This is a genomic window from Aneurinibacillus thermoaerophilus, assembly GCF_019603355.1.
Classification (GTDB): domain Bacteria; phylum Bacillota; class Bacilli; order Aneurinibacillales; family Aneurinibacillaceae; genus Aneurinibacillus; species Aneurinibacillus thermoaerophilus.
In genome coordinates this window covers 2117689-2143557 of sequence record NZ_CP080764.1, presented here as the reverse complement: position 1 = coordinate 2143557, position 25869 = coordinate 2117689, and the positions used below count along the sequence as shown (strand labels likewise).

Here is a 25869-nt window from a genome sequence, read left to right as displayed (position 1 = left end):
CTAGTTATAATTTACTGAATGGCTCGCTCTACTTTGCCCTTTGTTTGAGCCCTGTAGGGCTTACAAGCCTTCGGAGTGAAGGAGTAGTAAGAGGCAAACTCCGCAAATCGTTCATTCCACTTCACCACACCTTGTTCCCGTCCATCTGTCACAGTCTTCATGTTGTCAAACAAGATATGTTGCGGAACACCGCCAAAATACTTGAAACTATGAATGAGACACTGCATCAAGTGCTCCTGGTCTTGAGACGTTGTCACTTCTGCATACTTCATTCTGGAGTATCCTAATACGGCAACGAACATTGTCAGCTTGACTGGTTCGCCATGTAGGATCACGGTGCCAATTTCTTTCCAGTCTACCTGCATCTGTTCTCCAGGCAACGTTTCATACCGTACGGTATACTTCGCTCTATGCGTATCCCGAAAGGGCTTGATGTAGTCTTTCAGGATCGTTCTTCCCCCTGTATAACCAAGGCTCTGGATTTCTCCATACAGTTTCTCGCTGTTAAACACACCATCTTCTATCATGCGTTTATGCAAGTAGTCTTTATAGCGGTCTAGTTTACTTCCTCGGCTCGTTCGTTTCTTTTTCAAAGGCGGGGAGTTTTCCCCAAGATACTTACGAACTGTTTTTCGATCAATCCCCAACTGCCGGGCAATGTCAGAGATAGACATTCCTTTCCGGTATAACTCCTTGATCATAAAAAATTCCCCTCTCGTAATCATGAACCATAGCTCCTCTCAGATGTCTATGGTTCTTATTGTAGGTTGGGGAATTTTATTCCGGCTATATTGGGGATTTTATCATCGGCTTTAACACCCCTAATTCAAACTGTCTTTCAATATTAAAATTATCTATTGGGACAAAAACTTTTAACACTAGAAAACCCTCCTTAGAATTTCACATCAGAAATAAAACTGCTTCAATGTCTCCACTTCTATAGGTTTTAGCCATGACATAGTAACTCAATATTTTTATTCCATCCACTCAATACTCCCGTATTCACCTCTCCATCTCCGCAAAGTTTGTCCCATTTCTCGACTAGCATCTAACTGCAATCGATAGTGAGCAAACTCTTCAGGAACAACAAAATAATCAGCTATCTCTTCAATCAAAACCCCGATTTCATTAAACTCAGCCATCTTATACACATTTTCCATAAACCAGCTAGGCATGAGCAGATATGCTGCCATTCGTTTTGCCTGGTTCTCTTGCTTCCCGACGAAATACTCACTAGCACTCAACTGGTCTATAGCATGTGCATACAAATGACAAAACTCTTCAGCTAGTACGACTCTTTCTTCATCAGCGGGGAGATTTGATTGAAGATATATAATCCCTCTGCGCCCCTCTTTAGGAACAGAGAAGGTTGTATCCTTATTGTGATGCTTAACCTTAATACCGTATCGATAGCAAATCTCATAGATGTCGATTTCGTCTGGTTCCTGATAATTAAAGTGAGAAAGAACATGATTAGCCCTTTCTTCCCAGTACTCCAAAGGTGTTTTATGTAATAATTCCCTCTGTTGCATTACAATTCCAACCTCTGAATGCAAAAAAGTACCCCTACAATTTCTGAAGGGGTTTCTTGGTGTTAATCTAGGTCGTTAGTCTATGTATGTTAATCTTCAATGATGTCTTCTGAATCATCTTCTTCATCCAAGTCTGCTTTGATAACTTCCCACATCTTGATTAAAGTTTTGACTTTCTTTTCCGGAGCAGTGGCTAAGTCATGAAACATAGCTGCAAACTTAGGATGTTTCCTCATTTCTTGGAGAACTTGGAACTCCGCTGATGATAATTTAATGTTTTGGCCAGATACTTGAATTGAATGTAAAGATTCATGTGCTGAGCTGTCTGTCGATTCTCCTATTAAGTAAGCAATCGACACGCCATATTTATTTGCTAATTTTCGAATAGTATCTAGAGAGGGCTCGTTTCTTCCTTGTTCATAGTATCCATAAGCACTTTCCGTAATCCCTAGGAAATCAGCCACTTCTTTTTGAGTTAATTTATGTTTTTTCCTAAGTTCACGCAATTTTTGTTTTAGCTCAGCCATAAAAACATCCTTTCTAGCTATGCTTCAAATTTATTATACAACTATTAGTTGGGTGAAGTCTTGTTTTTAACGAAAAACAACAAAAAATTGTTATTTTGTGTTGACATACAACTTTTTGTTGGTTTAATATAAAGACAACAAAAAGTTGGGAGGTGCAAAATGAATAATAAGCGACTAAAGTTAATCGCCTTGCGTAAGGAAAGGAATATGTTTCAAAAGGATGTTGTTTATCTTTTGAAACATTCGTATGGAATTGAAATTACGGAGAGTTATTATGGAATGATTGAGCAAGGCGTAAGAACCCCAAAATTGGATATAGCTTTGGGAATAGCTAAACTCTTCAATGTACCATTAGAAGAAATTTTTTTTAAGAAACAACCCAACAAAAAGTTGGGGAATAAAACAGCTTAAAAATATTTAGCAGATTTTAATTAGCAAAATTAATCGGAAGGAGGTAAGGGTTGTGACGCAACCCAAAACCATTCAAGATTACCCAATGATTCTAACAGCCAAAGACATCGCAGAAATCTTGCGTGTATCCAAACCAACAGCATACGAACTTATGAAACGCACAGACTTTCCTTTGCTAACCTTTGAAGGTCGCATTCGTCGAGTTCAGCGTGACGAGTTCTTTCAATGGCTCACCAGGAAGAGCCAGAACAACACAACTGCATAATCATATTCCTTCCTTGCTGGAAAGGGGGTGAATCATATGTACACGCCATCTGAAGTTGCCGAAGCCCTCGGCTTGCTGACAAAAAGAGGTCGGCCTCATGCAGCATTAGCGAAAGCGCTCCTTCGTCAAATTAAAGCCCAGCCGATTGCTTATGATAACGGCAAACCCGTATACGGCCATTGTGTCCTTTCCGTCATCCGGGCTACCTTCGGACAAGCGGTGAATTACGAGCTGCCCGAATGTGTAGAGATTCGAGGACGTCGGTTCCATGTCCGGTACTGGCCTGAGGAAAGCGTATCATGAGTCAGTGACAAAACAAAATGAAGGGAACGTGACGAAAGGAGGAAACGAGATGACAATTGGTGACTTCATACGCCAGTACCGGAAGGAAAAGAACATCACCCAGGGTGAGCTGGCCGCCCAGTTGAACTTTGAACGCTCCATGATGAGCAAAGTGGAAAGTGGGGCAAGGAAGTGGCCGGAAAGCAGTGATGCAAAACTTGCTTCGATCAACTGGCGCTTCACGTTATGGCTAGCTGATGAGCGAACAGGTGGATTTATCTCCAATCTGTTAAAGCTTGTTCCAAACTTTGACCTGCACCCATCCGCGTTGAAAGAGCTTTTGCTGAAGGAGCTGAAAGAAGGGATGCAGGCGCTAGGGGAAATCATCCTTGTCAGGCATATCTGCCAGAAAAAGCGAAAGGAAGCAGCCGAGAAGGTGTGGTTTGAGCTTAAGGATGTAGTAGACAAGGGAGTCATTATGATGGGCGTGCTGGAAGAAGAGTTTGGCTTGGATCGAGAGGCGCTGATTAAAAAGCATGAGTACCAGGTCAAGCAAGGGGAGCGATAAGCATGGCTATCGAGCATGATGAACGTCCAAGCATGATTGACATTGTATGCGATGGCGATCAGTCGAAGGGAAGAAGTGTTTTGACACTGGCAGACATGGAAACATTTTATCGAAAGCGAGTGAAAGGGAATGAAACCGAAAGATTGGCTGGAATTAACGATGCCGGAACGCACATTGGTTTTGGAACAAATATCCGAGCAGCAAAAAGCGACAGGTCGTGCGGTAACCGCGTTGGAGATTAACCTGCGTTTACAGGAAGTATTGGAAAGAACGGCTGCCTATGACATGTCGCTTATGGATGAAGAACAGAGTCAAGCGTATAGGGAGCGTCTTCGGCAGAACCGAGAAAGGCTGGAAAAGAAAAAAGCTGTCCTGTGCGGCAACACAGAAACAGCTTAGTTAGCACTTATCAAAAAAAGAATAACACATGTTCGTGTGTGCGGCAAGCTCTCGGGCTTGCTGCCGGGGCCGGGAAGTTGAACTCCACCTTTTCTCTTACCCACGTCTTTTCCCCGGTTCCGGCAGCACTTCCGAGAAGTGCAATACATAGAGAGGAGGGAATGATGTGGAAGCGATTGAGCAACGCCTTGCCGAGCTGGAAGCGCGGGTCGAGAAGCTGGAAAAAAGGGGGGTTACCACTCAAAAAGAGGCAACCCCGGATGAAATCAAGGTTGTTAGTGAATTGATTAAAGTTTGTTCTGCATACGGTCTTACTTATGAACAAGCTCAGAACGTTGCTTGCTATTTAAGACAAGCTCTGAATGTGATGGCAAACAAGAACCGGATAACAAACTAAAATAGAAGTTCTTCATCATCGATATTCTGGATTTTAGCCTCATAAGGCTTGCGGCGATGTTGCCAATAGGATTGTTCTTTTTCTTTCTCGTAACCGAATGACACATGTTCAAATTCGTTTATAGGACCTGGTAGGAGAGTAGAGTTTCCTTCTAAAGAGATACTCCAGCACTCTTTAAAGGAGCCAGTCTTCTTGAGTATATCAACTGTATCCATGTAGGCTTCGCTGAACTGCCTTAGAGCCTTGACAGCATCCGGAGGAAACTCTAAAGCACAATTTGGAATTAGAACTAACTTGAAAGTGGGGTGAGAAGCTTGACCATAGAAGAACGTATCACTGCACTGGAAGCGCGTGTGAAGAAGTTAGAAGCCGCCCGTGGCCCGGCGGCTTGGATTGATGGCGAACTAGCCTTAATTGAAATAAGAAAACAACGTATTGAGAAATTCATTCAGTGTCCTGAACGACGCCAAGAGCTTTTAACTGCTTTAGAAGCACGGCGTTGTTTTCTTCAATCATCTTTGCAACAGCTCGAATAAGTGCTTCATGTGGAGTTTCGGATAACAAAGTACTGTATAACGGTGAACCTAATTGAATCTCTTTTTCTTCTTCATCCATTACATCAAGCACGGCTGTTTGATACTCGACAAATCCTGTAGTTTCAAGATCTTTATAACTCATGCCTAAAGATTTCATAATTTCACCTCCTCTCTATCTAACATGATTAGACAAAAGGGAGGAAAATCCTACTAATTTTAGGGCAAGTGCCCTGGCTTCTTGACCCGATGGGTATTGCCGGTTCGACTCCGGCACGGGTCGCCAAACATCAAGAATTACATAGGCGCAGCCATCGGGGTTGTACAGCCAGCGTAGGGGTAGGGGTAGGGGCGCTGGCAACTTTGAAGAAAGGTGGTGAAAAGAATATGCCAAGCTTAGACCGATTCTCACAAGGTTTTGCAGATCCACAAGAAGCGCGTGTTGTTGGAGAATGCCTTTGTTGTGGTGGGGAGGTCTATGAAGGTGAAGAAGTCTGGGAAACAGACGAGGGATATCTCCATGATGAACATAATTGTATTCGAGGGTACATTGCTAATTTTGCAACTGAGAAGGTTGCAGGGTAAATAAAAAATGACCTGCTGCAACAGGTCACTCACTTAAAAAATCACTTTTTATCAATGTACCACGAAAGTTCTTTGAAAATCAAATATTGGAGGGATATACGTGCCAGTAAAATTACCGCGTGGATACCTGTCTGTATCGCAAATTCGGACTTACCAGCGTTGTCCAAAGCAGTATGAATATCAGTATGTTTACGGGATGAAGACTACTTTTGGCAGTAGCTTTTTGCTGGGACGAGCCTTTCACAAAGCGATTGAAGAAGCAAACCGTGCCAAGATGGAAACGGGTGAAATTTTTGAAACTGAGCAGGTAGCTGATGTTTTTTCGGATGCTTGGGAGACTGAAAAGGAAGAAGTGGAGTGGAAGGAAGACGAGGATAAAGGTCAATTGAAGGATTCTGGCTTGAAAATGACCATGGCTTATTATGAGGAACATGGGCGAAATCTGAGCCCTTTCCTTGTAGAAACGGGCTTCATGATGGAAGTCGAGGGCATTCCATTTCAAGGATTTATTGATTTAGCAGAAACAGATGGAACGATTCGAGATTTTAAGACAGCATCTAAATCACCTACAGCTGACGTAGTAGATTCTTCGATTCAACTGGCAGCTTACGCTCTTGCCTATCGAGAGCTTACTGGGCAAAAGGAAGTGAAAGTTGGGCTGGATTACGTGGTCAACTTAAAGAAAGGCCCGAAGATTACTCGATTAGAGACGGAGATAGATAAAGGACGAATGGAACGTTTAAAGGCAACCATTCAGGGCGTTGGGCAGGCGATTAGTGCTGGTGTCTTTTATCCAAATGAAGAAGGGTTTGCTTGCGGATATTGTTCCTTCCGTGAGCTTTGCAAAGGAAAGTGATAAGTATGGAAAACTGCCAAATGTGTGGCGCACCGATTGAGCCGGGGGAGAAAATCACTCCGGTGTATCACGCAAGAGAAGAGGAGCCATACGGAGTCATATGCTCATGTTGCTGGAAGGAATTTATTAACTAGAGGTGATTGAATTGGCTATGCCAGAAAACCAACTCATGGAATACCCACAACAGACGTATATTTCACAAGTCGCTGTGACGCCACAGCAGGCTCTCCAAGCCTATCAGGCACTGAAACAAATCACAAAGCAGGTGCTCGTAAACGGAACGGATTACGGTGTTGTTCCAGGCACTCCGAAGCCGTCGCTTTTAAAGCCAGGAGCTGAAAATCTACTAAGGTTTTACGGGCTTGGTCACCGTGTTCAGGCTGTTGAACAGGTAAAGGATTGGGATAACGGCTTCTTTTATTTTAATTACAAAGTAACGGTCGTTAAGACCTTACCGAATGGTACAGAAATGGTTTTAGCTGAATGTGAGGGTTCGGCAAATAGCAAAGAAAAGCGATATCGAAATCAGGACCCTTATATGCTGGTGAATACGCTTCAGAAAATGGCGATTAAGCGAGCGTTGGTTGGAGCGACACTGCAGGCTACAGGAGCATCGGGACTGTTTACACAGGATCTTGAAGATATGGATGATATACCGATGCAGGAGCATCAGCAGCCAAGGCAACAAGCTTCATCTTCCCATGGTTCACGGAGCAATAACCAATCTTCTGGTAATGGTATAGCCTCAGAAAAACAGCAAAGGGCCATTTTCGCCATCGCCAAAGGGAAAGGGCTTGATGAAGAGGGAATAAAACGCCTGATTCAATATCTAAACAATAAGCAAAGTGTATCAGAGCTTACTTCTAAAGAAGCGAGTGACTTAATCAAGCTTTTACAAGAAACGAGTCCGGATGAACTGTTAGCTATGATAAGCGCAGGAGACAGTCCAACTCCAATGAATAAACCGATTGACATATCGGACGATGACCTCCCTTTTGATGAAGCCCCTGGGTTAGAAAATAGCTCAGGGGCGTGGGAAGACCCGTTAGGCTACGAAGACAGAATGCCGCGTACTAAACGCTCAGCGAGGTAATATACGCGGGATTTTTCACACTCTATTCTATTAAATAATCAAAGGAGATGTCGGGGTATGGAAGAGCAAAAAGACATCATCATGCAAGCGTCGGGGTTTGTGATTCTGCCCCGACTCTCGATTAAAAATGTAAGAGACAAACTCCTTTTCTACCATTTGCTTGAACAAGCTGACTGGAATACGGGAGAAGCTGTTCTCGTTCTTTCCCAACTTGAAGAGCAAACAGGATGGTCAAGAAAAGAGATAAGCACGTCGCTTTCTCGACTTCAAAAAGGTGGAGTTATCACAATGGAAACTCTTCGAGGGAAGCGCGGTGTTAGGGTGATGATCGTAAACTATTCTGCTTATCAAAATCTCTCAAAATATAGAAAAACGGTACAAGCAAACGGGGAAATGGCACAAGCAAAAGGACAAGCAAGCGGCAAAATGGTACAAGTAAACGATGGTGAAAAACCTTGTGTTTCCTGGGATTTACCCACTAACAAAATGGAAGTGGAACAAGCAAACAGCGAAACGGTACAAGCGAAGGCACAAGCAAATGGAGAAACGGGACAACTTATATATAGTAACAACAATAAGAACAGCAATATAAACAGCAGTAATAATAAACCTAATACGTCGCTCGTTTCAGAAAAAGACATCGAAACCTTTGTCGATGAGAACATCGACGTTTTGCCGTCCGGTGTAAACCGAAAACTCTTAATTCGTTATTGTGACATGCTGCGGCTAACGAGAAGTACATGCAAGATTTCCAAAAACGTTTTGCTCCAGGTTTTTGCGAAGATGAAAAAATACTCCGCAAATCAAATTAACTTCGCTGTATGGCATCACTTTGAAAAACACGACGATAAACGCGAGCAGTACACGCTAGGGATTCTTAGAAACACAAGGGATGATGAGGCTTATAGAAAACTAATGCGGATGTTGAACCGTCAAAGCAAGAATAGGTTCGAAATCAGAGAATCAAAAGGAGGCATACGCAGTGCAGCCAGCAGAGAACTTGATCCAGCGTTCCGTGATGAAATTAATTCCCTCTCTTTCTAAAGACGCAGAAGGGGATCACTATTGTCCGATTTGCGGCAGGTTTGTGCCAAAGACACAAATCGAGTTGTTCGGCAAAGTGCGTATTGTACAAAGTCGTTGCCAGTGCGAAATTGACAAGTTCATCTATGACCAAAAGCAAGCAGAGACCCTTATTCAGCGAAAGATGATTGAGCGGAAGTTTAACATTTCAGAGCTGGGTAAGCGCTTTGAAGAGTGTAAGTTTTATACGTTTCAATCACGTCCTGGCGCTGAAAAGGCATATCAAATGGCACGAGATTATGCCCAAAACTTCGAGCACCACCAGGAAGAAATAGGGCTGCTGCTCTGGGGAATCCCTGGGAACGGCAAGACACACCTTGCTGCGGCAGTGGCACACGAAGTCAAAGATAAAGGATTTACCGTTGTTTTTCAGACAATGGCTGAATTACTGGAGCGTATTCGAAACACGTTCAACAAGAAAGAAAAAGAGACGGAAAGCGAGATTATGACGGCGCTTCGGGATTGTGACTTACTCGTTCTGGACGATATCGGTGCTGAGAAAATCACAGACTGGGTACTCGATGTGATGTTCCGGATTATTGACGGCCGTTACCGCAAGAAAAAGCCGACGCTGTATACCACAAACTTTTTTCCGGCCGATTTGTTGATACGTTTTATGCCGTTGGAGCCGACAGAAGAGGACAAAATCAAGGCGCAGCGGATTCATGACCGAATCATTGGAACAAGCATCATCATAGAAAATAAGGCGACGAGTTATCGGCGTGAGCTGGCTGTTAAACGATTCAGGGAAATGAGTGGTGCGTAAAGTGAGCATTAGGATGGAAGGAGAATAAAGTACAAGAATACTGCGTTTTCACTCTCATCACTCAAATTCAACTGGAATCTTTAGGAGGAGAAGCCAGATGAAATACTTTGTACTTATTCCAGACAAAGCAAAGGTGCGGAATATGGTGTGCTGCCTACAAAGTTTACTTTCGCAGATGAACCGTACAGAGAATTTGGACAAGACAGTCACGGGTATTCGGATTAACAAACAGACACGAGCGATTGAAATCGAAGTGGAGGATGAGCCGGATGAGTAACACAGCTCTTTCCAGGAAGGAAAAACGAGCGCTTCGATTGCAGATATGCCGGACACTGGACGAGCATTGCGGCAACTGCGAGACCAAGAAACAAGCACTGAAAGGGAAGAGCGGCAGCGCTTGGGACGCAGCGAATCAAAGCTTGCAGGCATACTGCAATACGCAGTGCCCGGTCGGAAAACAACTGCATGCGCTGGCTTCGAAACTCGAAGGAGTGCAGATACGGCCGGGGTCGATTGAAGTACAACCGGTGCTAAAAGTACGACCAAAGCCTATCAAACTCATGGAAGTTGTCTCGAAACCGCGCGAAGAGCTTACACCGGAAAGCTATATGCAGGATAGGGAAAAAGGGCTTAGAGATTGGCAAATCGCGATACAGTACGATATCACTCCGTCGGGACTTTATAGCCGGAAAAAGCGATGGAGAGAACAGGGACTACTTGCTGGGAATGAGCAACGGAGGAAGAAAGCATGATTCGGTTGGTTGTACCCGGTCGCCCGGTTCCGGCGGTACGCATGACACAGCGGAGTAAGTTTGTCAATAAGCAAGCGCAGCGCTACCTTGAGTACAAAAATTACATCGGGTGGCTTGCGAAAGCAGAGAAAATCAAGAGAGCAGAAGGGCTGGTAGAAGTAAAAGCAATTGCTTATCTCCATGGCCTTCGAGAGCCGGATGCAGATAATCTAGCGAAGGCATATTTGGACTCCCTTAATGGCATTGCCTGGATCGACGATCGGCAGGTGCGCAAATTAACAATCGAAAAGGTGAAGGTGGATACAGCGAAGGAGCAACGTTCCGAAATTGAAATTTACGAGGTGAAGAAATGATGAGCAATATGCCAACTATTTTCAATTTCAAAGATCGGGAAGTACGAGTCGTGATGGTAAATAATGAGCCGTGGTTCGTTGCCAAAGATGTTTGTGAAGTGCTCGAAATTAAGAATCATCGTGACGCTACAGCCAGATTAAAAAATTCGATGAAACGTGCCGTCGGAGTTACCGACGCCATCGGTCGAGTGCAAGAAACGACGGTAATTAACGAAGCTGGTGTTTATAAAATTACTTTCGCAAGCACAAAACCGGAAGCAGAAAAATTTACGGATTGGCTTGCAGAAGAGGTCATACCTTCAATCCGCAAAACAGGAAGCTATAGTGTCCAATCTAACAATGTCGTCCCTCTTTCGGAAGAACGGGCGTTAATAACAGTTTTGCGGACTACAGCAGACTTGTTGGAGGGACAGGAAGAGTTGTGGCAAGGACAACAGCAGCTTGAAATGAAGCTGGCAGAAGTGGATCGGAAAGTGGAAGAGCAAATTACACTCAATAGTCATGAGCAACGCAAGGTGCAGAAGGAAATTGCGAAGCGTGTGTACGAACTGGCTGAACAGATAGCATTTAAACAGCTTTGTTTTGATGGAACGGAAGAGATTGTGCCGGATTTGGAGAAAGAGCGCCGGAAGTTATTCAGTGAAATTCATCGAGCTATCAAAGATTGTTTTGCTGTTCCGAGTTACCGTGATGTGCGGCGCTCAGAGTTCAATCAGTTATTGCTGTTTATCCAAGTATGGCGGCCGAGGCTGGTGGCGTAATGAAGAAAGCACGCTACTATTTGCTTCGTCGCAAAGAGAAAGGGTTTGGCTCTGCTCACGTTGTTTATCGCTATGAATTAATTCGTTGGAACGAGTTGCATAGGTGGCAGCGGCGTGGGTGGAAAGTAATTGCATAAATCGGTTGCCCGCCGGGGAGACCCGGTGGGTGGCACAAAAAAACACTCCCTTGATTAGAGCAAAGGAACGTTGCTAGCCTATTTATTTTTAGCATACAGAAAATTATATTTACTAGCATGTTTAATCTCGTCTGTTAAAATCTCAAACACCATATTTTTGAATACTGTACCCGGGATCATAAAGTAAATTTTTCGGTAAAGCTCTACTGCGCTTAGTTCACCAAATAAGGCCTTTTCGATTCCCGAAAGATAGGTGGTTGGTTTCTCAAACGATTCGCTATCGCTCGGCCCAATAGTTTGACCTGTTAGAGAATAGTACATCTGCCTAAACATCTGACGATGGCGCCTTTCATCATCACGAATGGAGATAATGATTTCTTTGTCCTGATTTGATGGAGCGTTTTGAATCAGGTAATCGTAAAAAAGTTCATCGTTACGTTCTCCTTGTACTGCTTGTCGTAAAAGAGGAAGAACGGCCTGTAAATTGGTTTGATACATCGCATATGAAGGTGGTACAGGTTGGGCTTGATACTGTACGGGTGTAAACGCAAATGGATATGGACTGTATCCTTGCGTTATATCACTTGTATATAGATTCATGAAAATTCCCTCCTGGGTGTAGAGTCTCTAACATTTTATGAACAGACACCCAAAGGGTGAGAAGAAATAAAAAAGGCCGGTATTAGACCGGCGAACTAGAGATTATCGGCAACATCTACGAAAATCCAGAACTGCTGGAGGTGGAGAATGTATGAACGAGGTAGAGCAGCTTGATTTATTCCCGGATATGCCTACGCCTTCTCCGGCTGAAATGGAGAAAGAGCCGAATAAGATGCGGAAACATTTAGGTCCGGGGCCAGAAGGGACAACATGCGGTACTTGCCGGTACCTGTATCGAAAAAAGTGGGGCGGAACGTATTTCAAATGCGAGTTGTATGGCGACTCCAACGGGCCGGGAACGGACTTCCGGAAGAAGTGGCAGAGCTGCAGAAAGTATGAAGCAAGGGAGGATGAGGAGAAGTGAAAACGCACGAGCTGAAAACAGAACCACCGTATTTTCAAGCGGTGCTGGATGAGGTTGAACGGTTGCGGAAGGACAATGAAGAGCTTCAAAAGCTGGTTGATAAGTTTAGCGAAGCGAATCGTCGATTGAGAATAGCGGTCGCTAATCAGAAATAAAAATCCCCTCTGAAATGCAGAAGGGTAAGGGAGAGAAAAAAGGTACAGAGATCCTACTACTTAAGTATATCCTCTTTCCCTGATAAATAAACAAAAACCCCCTCTCTGGACGGCCATCCGGAGAGGGATTCCCTGTTCTTACTCTCACAAGAATATTTTACCATGAGCAGGGGGAGTCGTCATGCAAATGTCGTTTTTGCCGAAAATTGACCGGAAAGCTACGCAGAAAAGAATAGAAGGCGTACTGGATACTGCGCGTATTTATCGTCGCATCGGCTTTGAAAGACGCGAGGTAAGAAATACTCCTTCATACGAGCCTCGCTTTCACGGTCAGACGAACGCGACGAGTGACCAGGTAGGTGACAATGCCTCCTGGAATGTGGATGCTGAGGAACGCATCAGGGAGCTTACAGAGCGCGTAGAGAGAGCGGTAAAGAGGTTGCCGAAGCGCCAGCGTCAAATTATTGAGATGCGCTATCTGAATGATGATGTTGATCGGAACTTTGATTATATGGTGTATACCGAATTGAACATTTCCAGCCGGACGTATGACCGGGAGAAGGCGCGAGCTATTTATTCACTGGCATTTATGTTGAGGATGGAAGTTATCGAGAAGAATGAGGAGCCATTAACCGTTTAGGGAGTGGCGAACTTTTGGCGTAAAAATGGCAAAGTTTTGGCGCAAAGTTGGCGCACTATTTTGAGATAGGGGTGGTATGATGATAGTGTCAGAAGATAAGCGAAGGGGCCTGTCAATATAAGACAGGTCTCTTTACTTATTGCGAAAAATAAAAAATAAAAATGTCACTTAGAAGGAAATTCCAAAATAATTATAGAAGAAGGTAGGTGTATTTAATAATGAGCAGGGAGGTATGTAGTGTGGAGGATTTTAAAAGTGTAAAGTTTGTTGAAATTATCGATAGTGAAAATGGTGAGTTGAACGGACTTCGAGCACGTGTTATTGATGTAGAAGAACACAAATTTGGAATTGATTTAAGGATTGTGGTAGAAAAGACAGGGGAGAAAATGTGGATTTCTTCTGAATCTGTATATCAATTGGAGGAAAGTCTAGTTTGACGTTTTGGTTATATCTAGTATAATGGAATCATCTTACAAGGGAGAGGATGGTTCTGGTGGATTTTTTTGTGTATCAAGTTTATGAAGAAGTGAATGTAGAAAATCGAGAAGCATTACTCTATAATTACCTGCAAGACACAGGCTTTTATGTAGCGGAACATGGTTTGCGTTATGTTATTAATAGTGATATCGAATTAGATAGAGGTGTAATAGCAGGAACATTTAGCCAGGAATACGTTCCAAACATATATGAAGTTGAAGAAGATAGAAGCATTGTTCCTAGGGAAGATGTTGAACCGTATGACAGAACGTTTTTTGCATTCGACTTTAGTACCAGAGCATTTTTAATCCAAAACAAAAAGTATCCACCAGAAAACTTAAAACCAGGCAGAACATTAGACCGATTAAATGACATATTTAATAGTGCATTTAACGAACTTTTTAACTCGAACTGTACTTTTGTTCCTGTCCTACTGCCAGAAGGAAACGAGTCTTTTTTAAGATTATTTGATACCCACAGAGTTATTGAAGTTAAGGTTAAGGAAATTAATAACGGAAGGTTACTAGGAGAAGAAGTAATCCTTTCTGCGGATATCGCTGAGAGCGAAGCCATGAAAACAGTTTGGAACAATGATATATCCTTAACAGACTTTATTCACCTTAGGACATCACTTGAAGGAAGTTTAAATGACTCTCTTATCTGCAAAGCAGCGATCAACTCTCCGGGTGCAGTTATCGATACCATGAGATATTTCGATCCTGAAGAAGATGGTTTTGTTACAAAAAAGAGGTCAAAACTTGATCAATTTAGTGTACCTTCTATAGATAGGAACACAGAATCAATCACAGCCTTTAACGAAATTACTAACACGGTTGCAATGAATCGTCGTATTCTTAGAAACATGAGACAAATCCGAACTTGATAAAGATTGTAATGAAGACCGTTCCAAGGAGCGGTCTTTTTGTTTACAATAAATACCTCTTAGCCTTATGATGTATAGGTTAGGGGGGATTAAAATGAATAAAGGATTTATAGAAAAAGTAAAAAGTTATACAAGTCTTGGAGTAATGATTTTTATACTCTTAATAGTTGTGGTTTGGTGTTTAAAAATAACAATCGGTTTAAATACAACTGGAGTTAAGGATTTTCTAGATATTATACTGAAGGTAGTTCAAATATTGTTTTATATAGTAGGAGCTATTGTTGGTGTATTGACTTATAGAAGTGCTAAAAAGGGATTTTTAAATACTGTTAACACTGAATATAAAAAAAGGGTAATGGATCACTTAGAAAAATTATCAGATTCATTATACAATGAATTTAATCCTAACTCTGAAAATTATTGGGTAAGACTAGATCCGGAAAAAGAAATAATATCAAAAATATTAGAAGTCTATAAAAAAAATGAACAGAAAATATTGAACTCAAAAAATTTTCGTATAGGAATACCTCATACTAAGTCACAAGCTGTTTTGGAAGAAATCCTTAATCGTGTCAAATCAGATCCGTTTATTCCAGAAGAAATATCGAATGAAGTAGTAAGGTATTTAGAAAAAAGGCTAAATTCTATGCATATTATATTTATTGAAGAGTCAAGAAAGTATATGGAAGAGCTAGCTCAGGGGCTATATAAAGATAAGATTAAGGATTCTGAAATATATATTAAAAATAAGATAAATAAGAGGTTGTATAAAGAAGGGTGTGGAATTTCTCAAATCGAAAAAGAAGTACATAATATCCGTATAAAAATAAAAAAATATTTGGAATCATACAATCCCTTTAATAAAAATAATTTTTGATAAAGCACCCACGTGATGCTTCTTGTTTTGCCTTGGAGATAGGAAAATATAGCTAAAAACATGAATCTTTCTCCTTTTTTCCTACGTAAATTATTATTAAATGAGAAGAGGAGGGACTTTATGTTTGGGAAGAAGTTTTTGTTTGAAGAGGAAATACATAATACTTACCACTCTTTAGATACAAAGGTAAGAGGTAAAAACGGCTATAGTGCTGTAAAACAACATCTGCAACATAAACTTCCAGATTCGGATAAACTAAAGAGATTGGAAAAATTAATGGTGATTGCAAATATAGAGGAAAATAGAGCAAAGCATTTATTGCAAATCTCAGGAATAGTATCAACGATTTTACTTAGCTTCGTAATAGCGGGGGTTGGAGGTTTATATGGTGTTGTAGGAGGGTTGTTTGAAAAGCTTATAGAGTCTATTATAGAAAGACCTGAAGACCTAGAAACTCAGCAAGCCATGAATATGCTATTTAATAACTCTGTTGATATACTATGGTATATGATGGTGATAGGGATGGTTGTGTTTGTTGGTTTATCAGTAATTTGGGCAAAGAAAAACTTTGCTCAATTAAAGCGAAGTATCTTATTACAGTATATTATTAATGAGGAAATTAAAGAGGTAACTGTAGTTGCCCAAAAACACTTACACAAATTTACAATTGAATAGAAAAGAGACATATCTCTTCACCCTGTGTAAAAATAGAAGTACCACCAACCACTTTTACGCAAAGGAGAAGACTATATGCCTCTTACGTATAGGGTAGCACATCAACAGGAAATCAACAATATTTTACGTACCTGGCGTTTCCCACTTTATTTTTCTAAGCCGGTAATGAACCATATGGTTCATTTTCTCGATGGTGTGATGACCAGAGGTTTTTCTGGAACGTTAACCGATATCCATCGTGAAAGCTGCCATTCACAAGACCGACGGACACTGAGCCATTTTCTTACTCATGGGAAGTGGAATGAGCAGCATTTGATGCGTATAATTCAGCAACAATCATGGGAGAGCATCAAGAGGGAAGCGAAACATACACAAGAGCCGATTTTCGTTATTATCGATGATACGGTCTGTAGAAAGACAAAGCCCTCGTCACAGGCATTGTCCCCTATGCAAGGAACAGATTTTCACTATTCCCATACCGAAGGTAAGTCAGTATGGGGGCATGCAGTAGTTCAGGAATTCATTCGATGTGGTGAAAAAGCATTCCCTTATGCGTTTAGCCGATACGAATCAGAGCAAAACAGCAAAATTGATATTGCATGTGAACTGCTTTCTATGGTGCCAAAAAGTTCTTTTTCTACTTATGTTCTTATGGATACATGGTATCCTGCTCAATCTGTACTCGAAACCTGCGCTTTATCTGGATTTCACGTCATTAGCGGTATAAAAACCAATCGTATTATTTATCCATATGGTATTCGGCAGTCAATAAAGGAATTTGCCTCGCACATCCATAAAGAAGATACCGACCTTGTGACCGTCGGTCACGCTTCTTATCACGTCTATCGTTATGAAGGCAAGCTAAATTTCATTGAAAATGCTGTGGTACTACTGTGTTGGGATGCGACCCAGCCAATGACTCTCCAAACTATGCGGGCATTCTTAAGTACAGACGTTTCCTTATCTAATGAGCAAATTCTAACGTACTACAGTAAACGTTGGGCGATTGAGACTTATTTTCGTACCATGAAAAGCAACTTTTCCTTTAACGGTTATCAAATACGTAGTACCGTTGCAATTAAGCGGTTTTGGACATTGCTTTCTTTTACAGCCATGTTCTGCAGTGTAACAGGACACGGTGATATCTTAACAGGACTACGAAGTTGGCAAAACAAAAAGACAGAGAGTTGGATCGAATTTGTTTACTATGAAGCAAAGGCAGGAACGCAGCTGGATTTGATAAAAAATCAGTTACAAGCTGCCTAGGAGAACCTTCGGTTCTTTCTACATGGTAAATTTTGTATCAAATTTTGGGCAAGTCTAGGAGGTAAGTAAAAAGGCATCCTAAAGGGTGCTTTTTCTTTTGCGTAACGTTACAAACGAGCCAGCGAAACAGTGTAACAGAAAAAGTGCTTCATCTAATGCCTTGCTTGCTGGTTGGCTTGTAACGTTAAAACTTTGCGTTACAGTTGCAGGAAAATAGTCCCTCTCGTCGAATGTGAATTGAGAGGGAGGGGATAGTATGTTTAAAGAATGTAAAAAATGTGGTGCTATGATGCAATTACAAGATACTTATGAACAACAAAGAAGAGAGATTACTGTGTATGTATGTTTGAACCATAATTGCAAAGCGATTTACAGAATAGTGAAAGATGAAAATAAAAACGTTGTTTTAGAGGAATGGGGACAGCTTCCATAACTTTTTATTTTGTATTAGAGAAGAATTATAGAGAAGAGATGTTATTTTGGTAAACTACTTCGAAAAAAGAGGGAGTAATTAAAATGTCATATCCATGGCCTAAGGAAGGACAAAAACTGTTTAAATCAGGTAGCTATTATCAAATCGCTCATTTTGGATGGGGAGGACAAGATTCGCAATTTCATGGATATATCAGGGGATATAAAGAAGCAGCTGATAACTTAGTAGATTTGGCTATTAAGTCTGAAAATATTGCTGTTTTAGATACATACGTTTTTCCGATTGTCTTTCTCTACAGACAATTTTTAGAGCTTTCAATGAAAGAAATTTATCTAAATTATTCTGAACATAGCACAGAGGATAAAGTTAAAACCATCGACAAAGCAGGTCATAATTTGTTAAGAATATGGAATGAGATAAAGCCGTTAATCCAAGAAGGATGTAACTCTAATGATGATGATAAAACAATTAAAGTAGTAGAAGATTACATAAATCAATTTCATGCTTTTGATAAGACTTCTTTTACGTTTAGATATCCAATTACCAAAAAATTAGCCCCTACTCTGGATAAAGAATATCGTATAGATTTGCTTAATTTAAAACAACGCATAGATGAATTAGGACACTTTTTCTCAGGTGTTGATGGACAACTAGATGCAAATAAAGAAAATAAATACGAGCAACAAAAAGAATTTATGGAAATTATACAACAAAATATGTGGGATGAAGTAGGATATTGAAAAGCGCCACGATAGGCGCTTTTTCTTTTACTTTAAAACAGAGGTGAGTGATAGATATGGAAATAAGAAAAGTATCGATTGCTAGCATCAACCCAGCGCCGTACAACCCGCGTGTGGATTTACAGCCTAGAGATCCGGAATACGAGAAGCTGAAGCGTTCCATCACAGAATTCGGCTATGTCGAGCCGCTGGTTTGGAACGAGCGCACCGGCAATCTGGTCGGTGGCCACCAGCGCTTTAAAATTCTACTGGAACAAGGCTATACAGAAATCGAAGTATCTGTGGTTAACCTGGACGAAGCACGCGAGAAGGCGCTGAACATCGCGCTGAATAAAATCAGTGGACGATGGGATGAAGAGAAGCTGGCGATCTTGCTGCAGGAATTGGCTGAGAGTGAAATTGGCATTGAGCTGACTGGTTTCGATAAAGAGGCTCTGGACGAGCTGCTTTCTACTTTACCGGCCGATACAGAACCGGATGAGCCGGTTGTCGACGATGAATATGATGTACAGGCTGCGTTGGATGCGATCAAAGAGCCGGAAACAAGGTATGGGGATATATGGCGATTAGGAAGACATTTGCTTGTCTGTGGCGATGCTACACGTTTAGAAGATGTGCAGCGGCTTATGCAGGGGAAGAAAGCGAACCTGGTTGTCACGGACCCGCCGTATAACGTGGCTGTGGAAAGTGATTCAGAACGCCTGGCTGCAGATGGTCGGGAGTCGATTTTAAATGACGACATGTCCGATGAAGATTTTGTCGTGTTTTTAAATCAAATATTTACGAACTACGCCGCGATTATGAAGCCGAACGCGGCGATTTATATTTTTCATCCATCTTCCTATCAGCGAGAGTTTGAGAACGCGATGAATGCCGCTGGAATTGTGACACGTTCACAGTGTATTTGGGTGAAGAACGCACCGACCTTTGGTTGGGCGCAGTACCGATATAAGCACGAGCCGGTATTTTATGCGCACATCAAAGGGAAAGCGCCAGCCTGGTATGGGGACCGGAAGCAAACGACGGTATGGAAGGCCGGGCTACCGGTTGAGATTCCGGAACCGGAAACCGTATGGGAAGTGTCGCGTGGCGATGTGACGAAATATGTTCATCCGACACAGAAGCCGTTGGATTTGTTAGCGATTCCGATTGGCAACAGCAGCAAGAAAGGGGATATTGTTGTCGACTTCTTCGGTGGCAGTGGTTCGACGCTTATGACATGCGAACAGATGGGACGTGAATGCCGGACGCTTGAACTGGACCTGGTATTTTGTGATGTGATTAAGCAGCGATTCTACGAAGCAACCGGTATTGAGCCGGTACTCGTTTCTCGCATCGATGAAGCGGCATAACAGTAGAAAAGCAAAAGGAGGACGCTGCGAACGCCCTCCTGACAAGCTGCCGGGTACCCCCGACGAAGGATAGCAGAACACCGTGGCCACGGAAGGGAAAGCTGCTATCCTGTTTCCATTTTACATGGAACACGGGGGTATATTCAATGAAAAATGCAAACGAACGTTCTTATTCTGATGAGGATGCAAACCTACTTCTGCAGCACGAAGTCGAGATTATGGAAAGCATCATAGAGTCGAAGTCAAAGTACCGGAAAATCATCCATGCTGGCATTGCACGATGGGTGAAAGATTTCCAGGAAGGCAGGATTGAAATTAAAACGGTGGATGATTTGAAGAAGTTGATTGAAATCGATTTGGAGCTGCAGCGAGATGACTTATAAAAACAAACTCAACTCAAACCAGATTATGGAGGTGGGTGGAATGTAGTGGGACGAGAAAGAAATCCAAATCGCAGAAAAGCGTTTGAAATGTGGAAAGAGAGTGGCGGAACGTTAAGTTTAAAGGATATTGCCGCTGCTTTAGGCGTAGCTGATGGAACGGTCCGAGGATGGAAGAACAAAGATAACTGGGAAGAAAGATTAAATGGAACGTTCCAATCAGAAAAACGGAACGCTCTAAAAAATACGAAACGTTCCAAAAGGAAAGGAGCCCCACCTGGAAATAAAAACGCAATAGGGAATAATGGTGGCGCTCCACCGGGGAACAAACGGGCTGCAGGAAACAGTGGCGGTGGCGCACCGCCAGGAAATAAAAATGCCGTAACCACTGGCGAGTACGAATCCTTAATGTTGGATTTACTTGATGACGAAGAAAAGGAACGGTTCGCTGCCATTCCTACGGATCCGCTTGTTCAAATCGATTTAAAAATCCGAGAATTGTCCTGGCGCGAGCACAGGATGATGCAACGTATTAAGCAAAAGGAGAACGGACTGACAGAGAAACAGCGGCGTGTTCTGCAGGAACTGCGCAAAGTGAAGGATGCGGTCACTGTGCACGATGAAAAGACTGGCCAGACGAAAGTGGTTCCGGTGCAGCGTGAGGAATTGGTCACTACAGAGATTGAGGAAACGGAGTTCCGTGCCATCGACGATATTTTAAACATTGAAGAAGCACTCACCCGCGTCACTGATAAGCTGCTTAGAGCAATTAAGCAGAAGCATGAGATGCTGGAAGCAGACTATAAGCGGGGCATTGTCAATGAAAGACTAGCAATAGAAAAAGAAAAACTCCATCTCTTGAAGAAATCAGACCAAGATGAGCAGCCTACACAGATTGTTGTGCGGAGGTGGACAGATGATCATTCTGGAAGTTAATCCTTTTGCCGATTGGACACCGCATGCCAAGCAGATTGAAGTTATGGAATCTAACGTCAGGAACCTTGTGCTAAATTGCGGCCGCCGTGGTGGAAAAACGAATGTAGGGGCGCGTAAGTTCTTTGACCGTATTCTGGAGGATATCGAAAAAGGAAAAGGTCTGCCTTACAAGCCGCCGAAGAATTTAAAGCTGATGAAAAAGCCGAAGCCACGCCTGGAATACTGGTGTGTGGCACCGACCTATTCCATGTCGGAGATTCAGCAAGAGGAATTATCCTGTGTGATCCCGGAAGAAATGATTGAAAGCTGGGACTTATCCAAGAACCGGGTATGGTTGAAAGGCTACATTCTTATTCAGTTTAAGTCAGCTGACAATTCTAAAACACTTGTTGGTAAAGGGCTGGACGGTGCCTGGTTGGATGAGGCCAGTAAGATGAAGGAGGAAACGTGGTCTGGATATTTATCATATGCATTGGCGGATAAAGGTGGATGGACGATATGGACAACCACGCCGGAGGGCATGAACTGGTTTTATGAGGATGTGGTGCTCAACGGACAGTATACGGATGCTGGCGGCGAACCAGGCGATTACCGCAATGATCCGGAATGGAAAAACTTCTACTGGACGAGTAAAGATAATCCGCTGCCAGAATTACAGAAGAATATTCAGCGCATGATTGAAACCATGCCAAAGCGATACGTGGATCGGGAGATTTATGCCCGGTTTGATGTGTTTTTTGGACAGGTTTTCGAGGAGTTTAATCGCTCTATTCATGTGGTTCCGCGTCAGCTATGTGAAGAGAAATTTAAAAATGGTGATTTCGTCCACATTGAAGCCGGGAAGGACTGGGGCTTCTCTAATCCTGGCACGACCATTGTGGGTGCCATGACCGCAAACGGCGAGCTTTGGATTGTCGATGCGATTTATAAACCGGGAATGGAGATTTTAATTCCTGGTTCGTCTGATTGCTGGGTTGAACAGGATAAAAAGTTGATGAAGAAATGGCGCATTTCTCGTTTTTGGTGTGACTCTGAGAACCCAAGCAATATAAAAACTTATGTGACCAATGGATTGCCGGCTAAAGCGGCACAGAAGCATTTGAAAGAGGGGTTGCGTGCCGTTGCTTCGCTGTTCCCGGTAAAGTCCGATAACGGCCGACCAAACATCTTTATCAGCGACCATCTAAAAGAATTTTTGCAGGAGCTTACCAACTATCGCTATCCGGAAGATGCGACAGGGGACAAGGCGGAAATCCCTGAGGGGGATGACCATGCAATGGACGCACTGCGTTACCTTGTATGGAACAGTAAAACATTCCATCAGTTGTTGGTTAAGCGATTTAACATGATTCCGTGGAAGATTGCTGCATAGAGGGGGTGAAAAGCCATGCAAACGATGCTGATTGAGCAGTTTTATCAGGAAAACAAAGAAAATAACACATGGAAATGGGTGCTCGATGTAATTCGAAAGCATCAAACACGGGATTACTCCGTTATGCGGAAGTATGTAGACGGCGAGCATGACATCCTGAAGCAGCCAGAAGAGAGAGGGAAGCCAAATAACCGCATTGTTGTGAACTTCGCACGGAAAATTATCGATTTTAGTACGTCTTATATTGCCAGCAATCCGATTCGCTATGCGCCAAACGTGGAAAAAGAAGGGCTGGATGAGTTTGTTGAAAAGCTACAGGCGATATTCGTTGATAATGATGAAGAAAGCAGTACGTACGAACTCATTGAAAATGGTTCCATCGATGGTGAAGTGTTCGAATACTATTATTTTGATGAAGATGGCCAGATTTGTATGACTCCGTTTACGGCAGACGAATGCATAGCTGTTTATGATACAACGGTAAAAGCCAAGCTGATTGCGGTCATTCGCTACTATCACGTATGGAATGATGCGGCCAAACGAAACGAGCTCCGTGTCGAAGTATATGATGAGCATGAAATTAGTTATTTAAAGCAGGAGGGAGAATCCCTTGTGCTGGATACTTCCCGCCCGGATAATCCTTATCTTCATAAGATTACAGTGCTCGTGACGGATCAGGATGGAAAGATTAAGCCCAAACCGGTTGTTCCCTGGACGCATTATGTGAATCGACCACGTAAGCATCAGGCGGCACGGGATGACGGCATGATTGAAGGAATGGGTGACCTTGCTGATTTAAAGAACCTGTTTGATGCGATTAACAAAGCCATTACCGGAAAGGTCAATGTACAGGAGTATTTTAAAAATCCAAAAATCATGTTTGAAGATCTTGATCTGGATGAGTTGATTCTCTATGACGAAGAGGGCAATCTGATTACTGACGTAGAGAGAAAGAGGCAATATCTCGCAAAGATGTTTTGGACTTCTCATGTTCTTGTGGGTAGCAAAGCGGTACCGATCACATGGGATTTGCAGGATCAACATGAGGAAAACACCATTAATCGCCTGATAGAGTCTTTGCTTGACCAATCCGGTACGCCGCACCTTCGCCCGGATCAGGTAGGAAATGCACCATCTGGCATTGCATTAAAACTCATCTTCTATCATGCAGATATTAAAGCCGGAATTAAAATGCGCCAGTATGGCAAGGGACTGCGAAATCGACTGCGTATACTTACAGGTATGTTGAATATGAAGTATAGGAAGCAGTGGAACTATCAGGACATTGATATTAAATTCAGCAAGAATATGCCGGTCAATATTGTAGAGATGGTCGATATCATCACGAAGTTAATAGGCGAGCTATCGCATGAAGAGCGCCTGGCATTGCTGCCGTTTGTTGACGATCCGCAGGCGTCACGTAAGAAATTACTTGCCGAGCAGGAAGAAGAAGCGCAAAGGCGTATGGCCTTAATGGACCCGCTGGCCGTGGATAATGAAGAGGATGAGGACGAGAATGGCTCACCGGGTGATGCGGCATGAGCCGAGAAGAGCAGTATCAGATTGATTTAGAGAAGCGCATTGCTAAATACGCGACTCATCTGAAAAAACTTTTCGGCAGTGTAACCAATAGCATCATTAAGGAAGTGGCCATGCTGTATGCAAAGCATGCCGAAACAAACGAGGAATATCCTTCTTTCTTATACAGTGCCATTCAGCTTGAACAAATTATGCAGATGATACAAAAGATTCTGTTCGACCTTGGTGCGCAGGAAGAAGCACAATTACGGGCTGTATGGGGGGAAGAATACAAGCGAAGTTTATATCATCACCTCTACTTTATCGAGGAGGACTTTGGGGTTTCGGTAAACGTACCGATGCTAAACGGCCCGATGATATTAGCGGCGGTTGAGCATAAGTGGGAAGGGCGGCATTTTTCCAAGCGAATCAGGCTCAGAACCGACCTTTTAGCTGCTGCTATTGAGGATGTTATTACCCGTGCTTCTGTGCAGGGATGGGGCGTTACACGCACGTCAAAGGAAATCATGATTCGCACAACGGAAAGCTGGTCCAATGCAGTCCGGCTGGCACGCACTGAATTGAACCGAGCTGCAGCTCAGGGACAAAGTCTGGCATACCAGGCGAACAGCGACATTATCGAAGCAAAAGAGTTTTGCGCCACGCTGGATACCAAAACCTCTAAGGTGTGTCGCAAAGTCGATGGAAAAAAGTTCCCGTTGGATTATGATACACCGGCAAATCCGGGGAAAGAGGGAGAACGAATCCCAAATCACCCGAATTGTCGTTCGTACTGGCGGCCGGTGATGAAATCGAAAGTGCTAGAAAGTCTTGAGCGTGAACGTGCGTATAAACTCTGGAAGGAACGAGGGTACACGAAAGCTAGAACCTTTGAACAATGGGCAGAAGAAAAAGGAATAGCCGCATAATCAAACATCCGACTTCAAGGGTGTTTTTTTATTGTCTTGAAAGGGAGATGTGGATTGATTCATATCACAGCGGAAATGGCTAACGGTCAAATGAAAGTAGAGGCAGTGGGCCACGCCAATTACGCAGAACATGGCAAAGACATTGTTTGCGCTGCTGTTTCTGCGATAATGCAAACCGCTTTGCTTGGACTGCAAGCAATCGCTGAGCAGTACCCTGAGCATGTTTCATTAAAAGTTACTGAGAAGAAAGGAGAAAGCAAAGATGAAGAAATTTTGGATGTTTAACATTCAAAGATTCAATGAAGGAGGTGAGGGAGGAAGTGGAGGACAAGACGGCGACGGTACAGGAGCTGGGAATGGCGGAAACGGTGGAGCTGGTAGTAATGTAGGCGGTGACAATGGCACAAATAAACAACCAGCTGTCTCCTTCCAAACGCAGGAGGACTATGACAAAGCTTTGCAGGGGGCTGTCACCGATTATTTGAAGTCGTTAGGCATTGAGAAAGCAGAAGATTTGAAGGGAATTATCGATGCCCATAAACAACAGGAGGAAGCCAATAAAACAGCAGAAACCAAGCTTGCAGAGCGAGATGCGGAATTAAAAACAGCAAATAGCACAATTCAATCTCTGCGGGTGGAGAATGCGTTTATTCTGGAAGCCATTAAACAGGGGATTGACCCGGAAAAACTGTCCGATGCGATTCGCCTGGCTGACCTGTCGAAAGTAGAGGTAACAGACGGCGGCAAAATTAAAAACATAGACAAGCATGTGAGTGAGTTAGTGGCTGCAAAGCCGTGGCTTAAAGTCGAAAGTACACCTACCGGTCATACGCCCGAGCAGAAGCCGCCAGGCAATACAAAAACAAGCATCCCTAATATTTCAGATCTGCGTAAAATGCAGCGAATTTAAGG

The 25869-nt window shown here is 42.9% G+C and carries 39 protein-coding genes and 2 pseudogenes; 35 read left to right on the top strand and 6 right to left on the bottom strand.

Features of this window, described 5'->3' with window-relative positions:
* Positions 1-14 precede the first annotated feature (14 nt).
* The 3 genes and pseudogenes from istA to K3F53_RS11195 form a co-directional block, all read right to left on the bottom strand.
* Positions 15-725: pseudogene (gene istA / locus K3F53_RS11205) on the bottom strand (IS21 family transposase); the annotation flags it as partial.
* 249 nt (positions 726-974) lie between these two features.
* Positions 975-1532, bottom strand: coding sequence for an ImmA/IrrE family metallo-endopeptidase (locus tag K3F53_RS11200; protein ID WP_220558983.1), 558 nt, complete (start codon positions 1530-1532; stop codon positions 975-977).
* 89 nt (positions 1533-1621) lie between these two features.
* A complete protein-coding gene (locus tag K3F53_RS11195; protein ID WP_220558982.1) occupies positions 1622-2059 on the bottom strand; it encodes a helix-turn-helix domain-containing protein in 438 nt (145 codons plus the stop codon).
* A 159-nt stretch (positions 2060-2218) separates the two neighbouring features.
* On the opposite strand from K3F53_RS11195, the gene K3F53_RS11190 reads away from it, so the two are divergent.
* The 6 genes from K3F53_RS11190 to K3F53_RS11165 all read left to right on the top strand — a co-directional run bounded on the left by K3F53_RS11190 (position 2219) and on the right by K3F53_RS11165 (position 4381).
* Positions 2219-2470 carry a helix-turn-helix transcriptional regulator gene (locus tag K3F53_RS11190; protein WP_220558981.1) on the top strand — a complete coding sequence of 84 codons (252 nt, stop codon included), beginning with the start codon at positions 2219-2221 and terminating at the stop codon, positions 2468-2470.
* A 52-nt stretch (positions 2471-2522) separates the two neighbouring features.
* The gene (locus tag K3F53_RS11185; RefSeq protein ID WP_246615630.1) at positions 2523-2735 is read left to right on the top strand and encodes a helix-turn-helix domain-containing protein; all 213 of its coding nucleotides are present in this window, start codon (positions 2523-2525) and stop codon (positions 2733-2735) included.
* Positions 2736-2771: 36 nt separating this feature from the next.
* A complete protein-coding gene (locus tag K3F53_RS11180) occupies positions 2772-3038 on the top strand; it encodes a hypothetical protein (protein WP_220558980.1) in 267 nt (88 codons plus the stop codon).
* Between the two features lie 49 nt (positions 3039-3087).
* Positions 3088-3585 carry a helix-turn-helix domain-containing protein gene (locus tag K3F53_RS11175; RefSeq protein WP_220558979.1) on the top strand — a complete coding sequence of 166 codons (498 nt, stop codon included), beginning with the start codon at positions 3088-3090 and terminating at the stop codon, positions 3583-3585.
* Between the two features lie 129 nt (positions 3586-3714).
* Complete coding sequence (locus tag K3F53_RS11170; RefSeq protein ID WP_057898479.1) at positions 3715-3984, top strand: hypothetical protein; 270 nt, start codon at positions 3715-3717, stop codon at positions 3982-3984.
* Between the two features lie 166 nt (positions 3985-4150).
* Complete coding sequence (locus tag K3F53_RS11165; protein WP_220558978.1) at positions 4151-4381, top strand: hypothetical protein; 231 nt, start codon at positions 4151-4153, stop codon at positions 4379-4381.
* Here the strand turns inward: K3F53_RS11165 and K3F53_RS11160 are convergent.
* Together K3F53_RS11160 and K3F53_RS11155 are read right to left on the bottom strand one after the other, a co-directional pair.
* Positions 4378-4596, bottom strand: coding sequence for a hypothetical protein (locus K3F53_RS11160; RefSeq protein ID WP_220558977.1), 219 nt, complete (start codon positions 4594-4596; stop codon positions 4378-4380). The two genes, K3F53_RS11165 and K3F53_RS11160, sit on opposite strands and share 4 nt — an antisense overlap.
* Before the next feature lie 229 nt (positions 4597-4825).
* Positions 4826-5074, bottom strand: coding sequence for a hypothetical protein (locus K3F53_RS11155; protein ID WP_220558976.1), 249 nt, complete (start codon positions 5072-5074; stop codon positions 4826-4828).
* Positions 5075-5277: 203 nt separating this feature from the next.
* Here K3F53_RS11155 and K3F53_RS11150 point away from each other — a divergent pair, with 203 nt between their 5' ends.
* From K3F53_RS11150 to K3F53_RS11105, 10 genes are all read left to right on the top strand, one after another.
* Positions 5278-5499, top strand: a complete 222-nt coding sequence (locus K3F53_RS11150; RefSeq protein WP_220558975.1) for a hypothetical protein — start codon at positions 5278-5280, stop codon at positions 5497-5499.
* A 100-nt stretch (positions 5500-5599) separates the two neighbouring features.
* On the top strand, positions 5600-6355 hold the full coding sequence (locus tag K3F53_RS11145) for a RecB family exonuclease (protein WP_057898484.1): 756 nt from the start codon (positions 5600-5602) through the stop codon (positions 6353-6355).
* Positions 6356-6506: 151 nt separating this feature from the next.
* Complete coding sequence (locus tag K3F53_RS11140; RefSeq protein ID WP_057898485.1) at positions 6507-7448, top strand: hypothetical protein; 942 nt, start codon at positions 6507-6509, stop codon at positions 7446-7448.
* 57 nt (positions 7449-7505) lie between these two features.
* On the top strand, positions 7506-8492 hold the full coding sequence (locus tag K3F53_RS11135) for a DNA ligase-like domain-containing protein (RefSeq protein ID WP_057898486.1): 987 nt from the start codon (positions 7506-7508) through the stop codon (positions 8490-8492).
* Positions 8431-9297 (top strand): ATP-binding protein, encoded by an 867-nt coding sequence (locus K3F53_RS11130; RefSeq protein WP_156424010.1) that lies wholly within the window; start codon positions 8431-8433, stop codon positions 9295-9297. The genes K3F53_RS11135 and K3F53_RS11130 overlap by 62 nt, the downstream gene beginning before the upstream one ends.
* A 97-nt stretch (positions 9298-9394) precedes the next feature.
* Entirely contained in the window at positions 9395-9574 is a 180-nt protein-coding gene (locus K3F53_RS11125; protein WP_057898487.1) for a hypothetical protein, read from the top strand.
* Positions 9567-10049, top strand: a complete 483-nt coding sequence (locus tag K3F53_RS11120) for a zinc-finger domain-containing protein (protein ID WP_057898488.1) — start codon at positions 9567-9569, stop codon at positions 10047-10049. Before K3F53_RS11125 ends, K3F53_RS11120 begins: the two co-directional genes overlap by 8 nt.
* Positions 10046-10402: a RusA family crossover junction endodeoxyribonuclease gene (locus tag K3F53_RS11115; protein ID WP_057898489.1), complete on the top strand. Its 357-nt coding sequence runs from the start codon at positions 10046-10048 to the stop codon at positions 10400-10402. The genes K3F53_RS11120 and K3F53_RS11115 overlap by 4 nt, the downstream gene beginning before the upstream one ends.
* Positions 10399-11163, top strand: coding sequence for a BRO family protein (locus K3F53_RS11110; RefSeq protein ID WP_082705948.1), 765 nt, complete (start codon positions 10399-10401; stop codon positions 11161-11163). Before K3F53_RS11115 ends, K3F53_RS11110 begins: the two co-directional genes overlap by 4 nt.
* Positions 11163-11300 carry a hypothetical protein gene (locus tag K3F53_RS11105; RefSeq protein WP_156424012.1) on the top strand — a complete coding sequence of 46 codons (138 nt, stop codon included), beginning with the start codon at positions 11163-11165 and terminating at the stop codon, positions 11298-11300. Before K3F53_RS11110 ends, K3F53_RS11105 begins: the two co-directional genes overlap by 1 nt.
* Before the next feature lie 78 nt (positions 11301-11378).
* On the opposite strand, the gene K3F53_RS11100 is transcribed toward K3F53_RS11105, so the two are convergent.
* Complete coding sequence (locus tag K3F53_RS11100; RefSeq protein ID WP_057898491.1) at positions 11379-11900, bottom strand: ferritin family protein; 522 nt, start codon at positions 11898-11900, stop codon at positions 11379-11381.
* Between the two features lie 92 nt (positions 11901-11992).
* Here K3F53_RS11100 and K3F53_RS19925 point away from each other — a divergent pair.
* The 19 genes and pseudogenes from K3F53_RS19925 to K3F53_RS11005 form a co-directional block, all read left to right on the top strand.
* Positions 11993-12055: pseudogene (locus K3F53_RS19925) on the top strand (YopX family protein); the annotation flags it as partial.
* Entirely contained in the window at positions 12052-12324 is a 273-nt protein-coding gene (locus K3F53_RS11090; protein ID WP_057898492.1) for a hypothetical protein, read from the top strand. The pseudogene K3F53_RS19925 and the gene K3F53_RS11090, both read left to right, overlap by 4 nt.
* The gene (locus K3F53_RS11085; RefSeq protein WP_156424013.1) at positions 12321-12479 is read left to right on the top strand and encodes a hypothetical protein; all 159 of its coding nucleotides are present in this window, start codon (positions 12321-12323) and stop codon (positions 12477-12479) included. The genes K3F53_RS11090 and K3F53_RS11085 overlap by 4 nt, the downstream gene beginning before the upstream one ends.
* A 181-nt stretch (positions 12480-12660) precedes the next feature.
* On the top strand, positions 12661-13119 hold the full coding sequence (locus K3F53_RS11080; RefSeq protein WP_057898493.1) for an ArpU family phage packaging/lysis transcriptional regulator: 459 nt from the start codon (positions 12661-12663) through the stop codon (positions 13117-13119).
* Positions 13120-13358: 239 nt separating this feature from the next.
* Positions 13359-13556 (top strand): hypothetical protein, encoded by a 198-nt coding sequence (locus K3F53_RS11075; RefSeq protein WP_057898494.1) that lies wholly within the window; start codon positions 13359-13361, stop codon positions 13554-13556.
* Between the two features lie 56 nt (positions 13557-13612).
* A complete protein-coding gene (locus tag K3F53_RS11070; protein WP_057898495.1) occupies positions 13613-14479 on the top strand; it encodes a hypothetical protein in 867 nt (288 codons plus the stop codon).
* A 94-nt stretch (positions 14480-14573) separates the two neighbouring features.
* The gene (locus K3F53_RS11065; RefSeq protein ID WP_057898496.1) at positions 14574-15356 is read left to right on the top strand and encodes a hypothetical protein; all 783 of its coding nucleotides are present in this window, start codon (positions 14574-14576) and stop codon (positions 15354-15356) included.
* A gap of 120 nt (positions 15357-15476) precedes the next feature.
* Positions 15477-16031 (top strand): hypothetical protein, encoded by a 555-nt coding sequence (locus K3F53_RS11060; RefSeq protein WP_220558974.1) that lies wholly within the window; start codon positions 15477-15479, stop codon positions 16029-16031.
* Between the two features lie 75 nt (positions 16032-16106).
* Positions 16107-17297 (top strand): IS701 family transposase, encoded by a 1191-nt coding sequence (locus tag K3F53_RS11055; RefSeq protein ID WP_057899168.1) that lies wholly within the window; start codon positions 16107-16109, stop codon positions 17295-17297.
* Positions 17298-17553: 256 nt separating this feature from the next.
* Complete coding sequence (locus K3F53_RS11050) at positions 17554-17730, top strand: hypothetical protein (protein WP_156424015.1); 177 nt, start codon at positions 17554-17556, stop codon at positions 17728-17730.
* A gap of 83 nt (positions 17731-17813) precedes the next feature.
* Positions 17814-18470 carry a hypothetical protein gene (locus K3F53_RS11045; RefSeq protein ID WP_057898498.1) on the top strand — a complete coding sequence of 219 codons (657 nt, stop codon included), beginning with the start codon at positions 17814-17816 and terminating at the stop codon, positions 18468-18470.
* Between the two features lie 56 nt (positions 18471-18526).
* The gene (locus tag K3F53_RS11040) at positions 18527-19822 is read left to right on the top strand and encodes a site-specific DNA-methyltransferase (RefSeq protein WP_057898499.1); all 1296 of its coding nucleotides are present in this window, start codon (positions 18527-18529) and stop codon (positions 19820-19822) included.
* A 146-nt stretch (positions 19823-19968) separates the two neighbouring features.
* Positions 19969-20205 (top strand): hypothetical protein, encoded by a 237-nt coding sequence (locus tag K3F53_RS11035; RefSeq protein ID WP_057898500.1) that lies wholly within the window; start codon positions 19969-19971, stop codon positions 20203-20205.
* 45 nt (positions 20206-20250) lie between these two features.
* Entirely contained in the window at positions 20251-21138 is an 888-nt protein-coding gene (gene terS, locus K3F53_RS11030) for a phage terminase small subunit (protein WP_220558973.1), read from the top strand.
* Complete coding sequence (locus K3F53_RS11025; RefSeq protein WP_220558972.1) at positions 21119-22510, top strand: terminase large subunit domain-containing protein; 1392 nt, start codon at positions 21119-21121, stop codon at positions 22508-22510. The genes terS and K3F53_RS11025 overlap by 20 nt, the downstream gene beginning before the upstream one ends.
* 15 nt (positions 22511-22525) lie before the next feature.
* Positions 22526-24052: a phage portal protein gene (locus K3F53_RS11020; protein ID WP_220558971.1), complete on the top strand. Its 1527-nt coding sequence runs from the start codon at positions 22526-22528 to the stop codon at positions 24050-24052.
* The gene (locus K3F53_RS11015) at positions 24049-24957 is read left to right on the top strand and encodes a minor capsid protein (protein WP_220558970.1); all 909 of its coding nucleotides are present in this window, start codon (positions 24049-24051) and stop codon (positions 24955-24957) included. Before K3F53_RS11020 ends, K3F53_RS11015 begins: the two co-directional genes overlap by 4 nt.
* Positions 24958-25011: 54 nt before the next feature.
* Positions 25012-25242: a ribosomal-processing cysteine protease Prp gene (locus tag K3F53_RS11010; protein WP_220558969.1), complete on the top strand. Its 231-nt coding sequence runs from the start codon at positions 25012-25014 to the stop codon at positions 25240-25242.
* Entirely contained in the window at positions 25220-25867 is a 648-nt protein-coding gene (locus tag K3F53_RS11005; RefSeq protein WP_220558968.1) for a hypothetical protein, read from the top strand. The genes K3F53_RS11010 and K3F53_RS11005 overlap by 23 nt, the downstream gene beginning before the upstream one ends.
* The last annotated feature ends 2 nt before the right edge of the window (positions 25868-25869 follow it).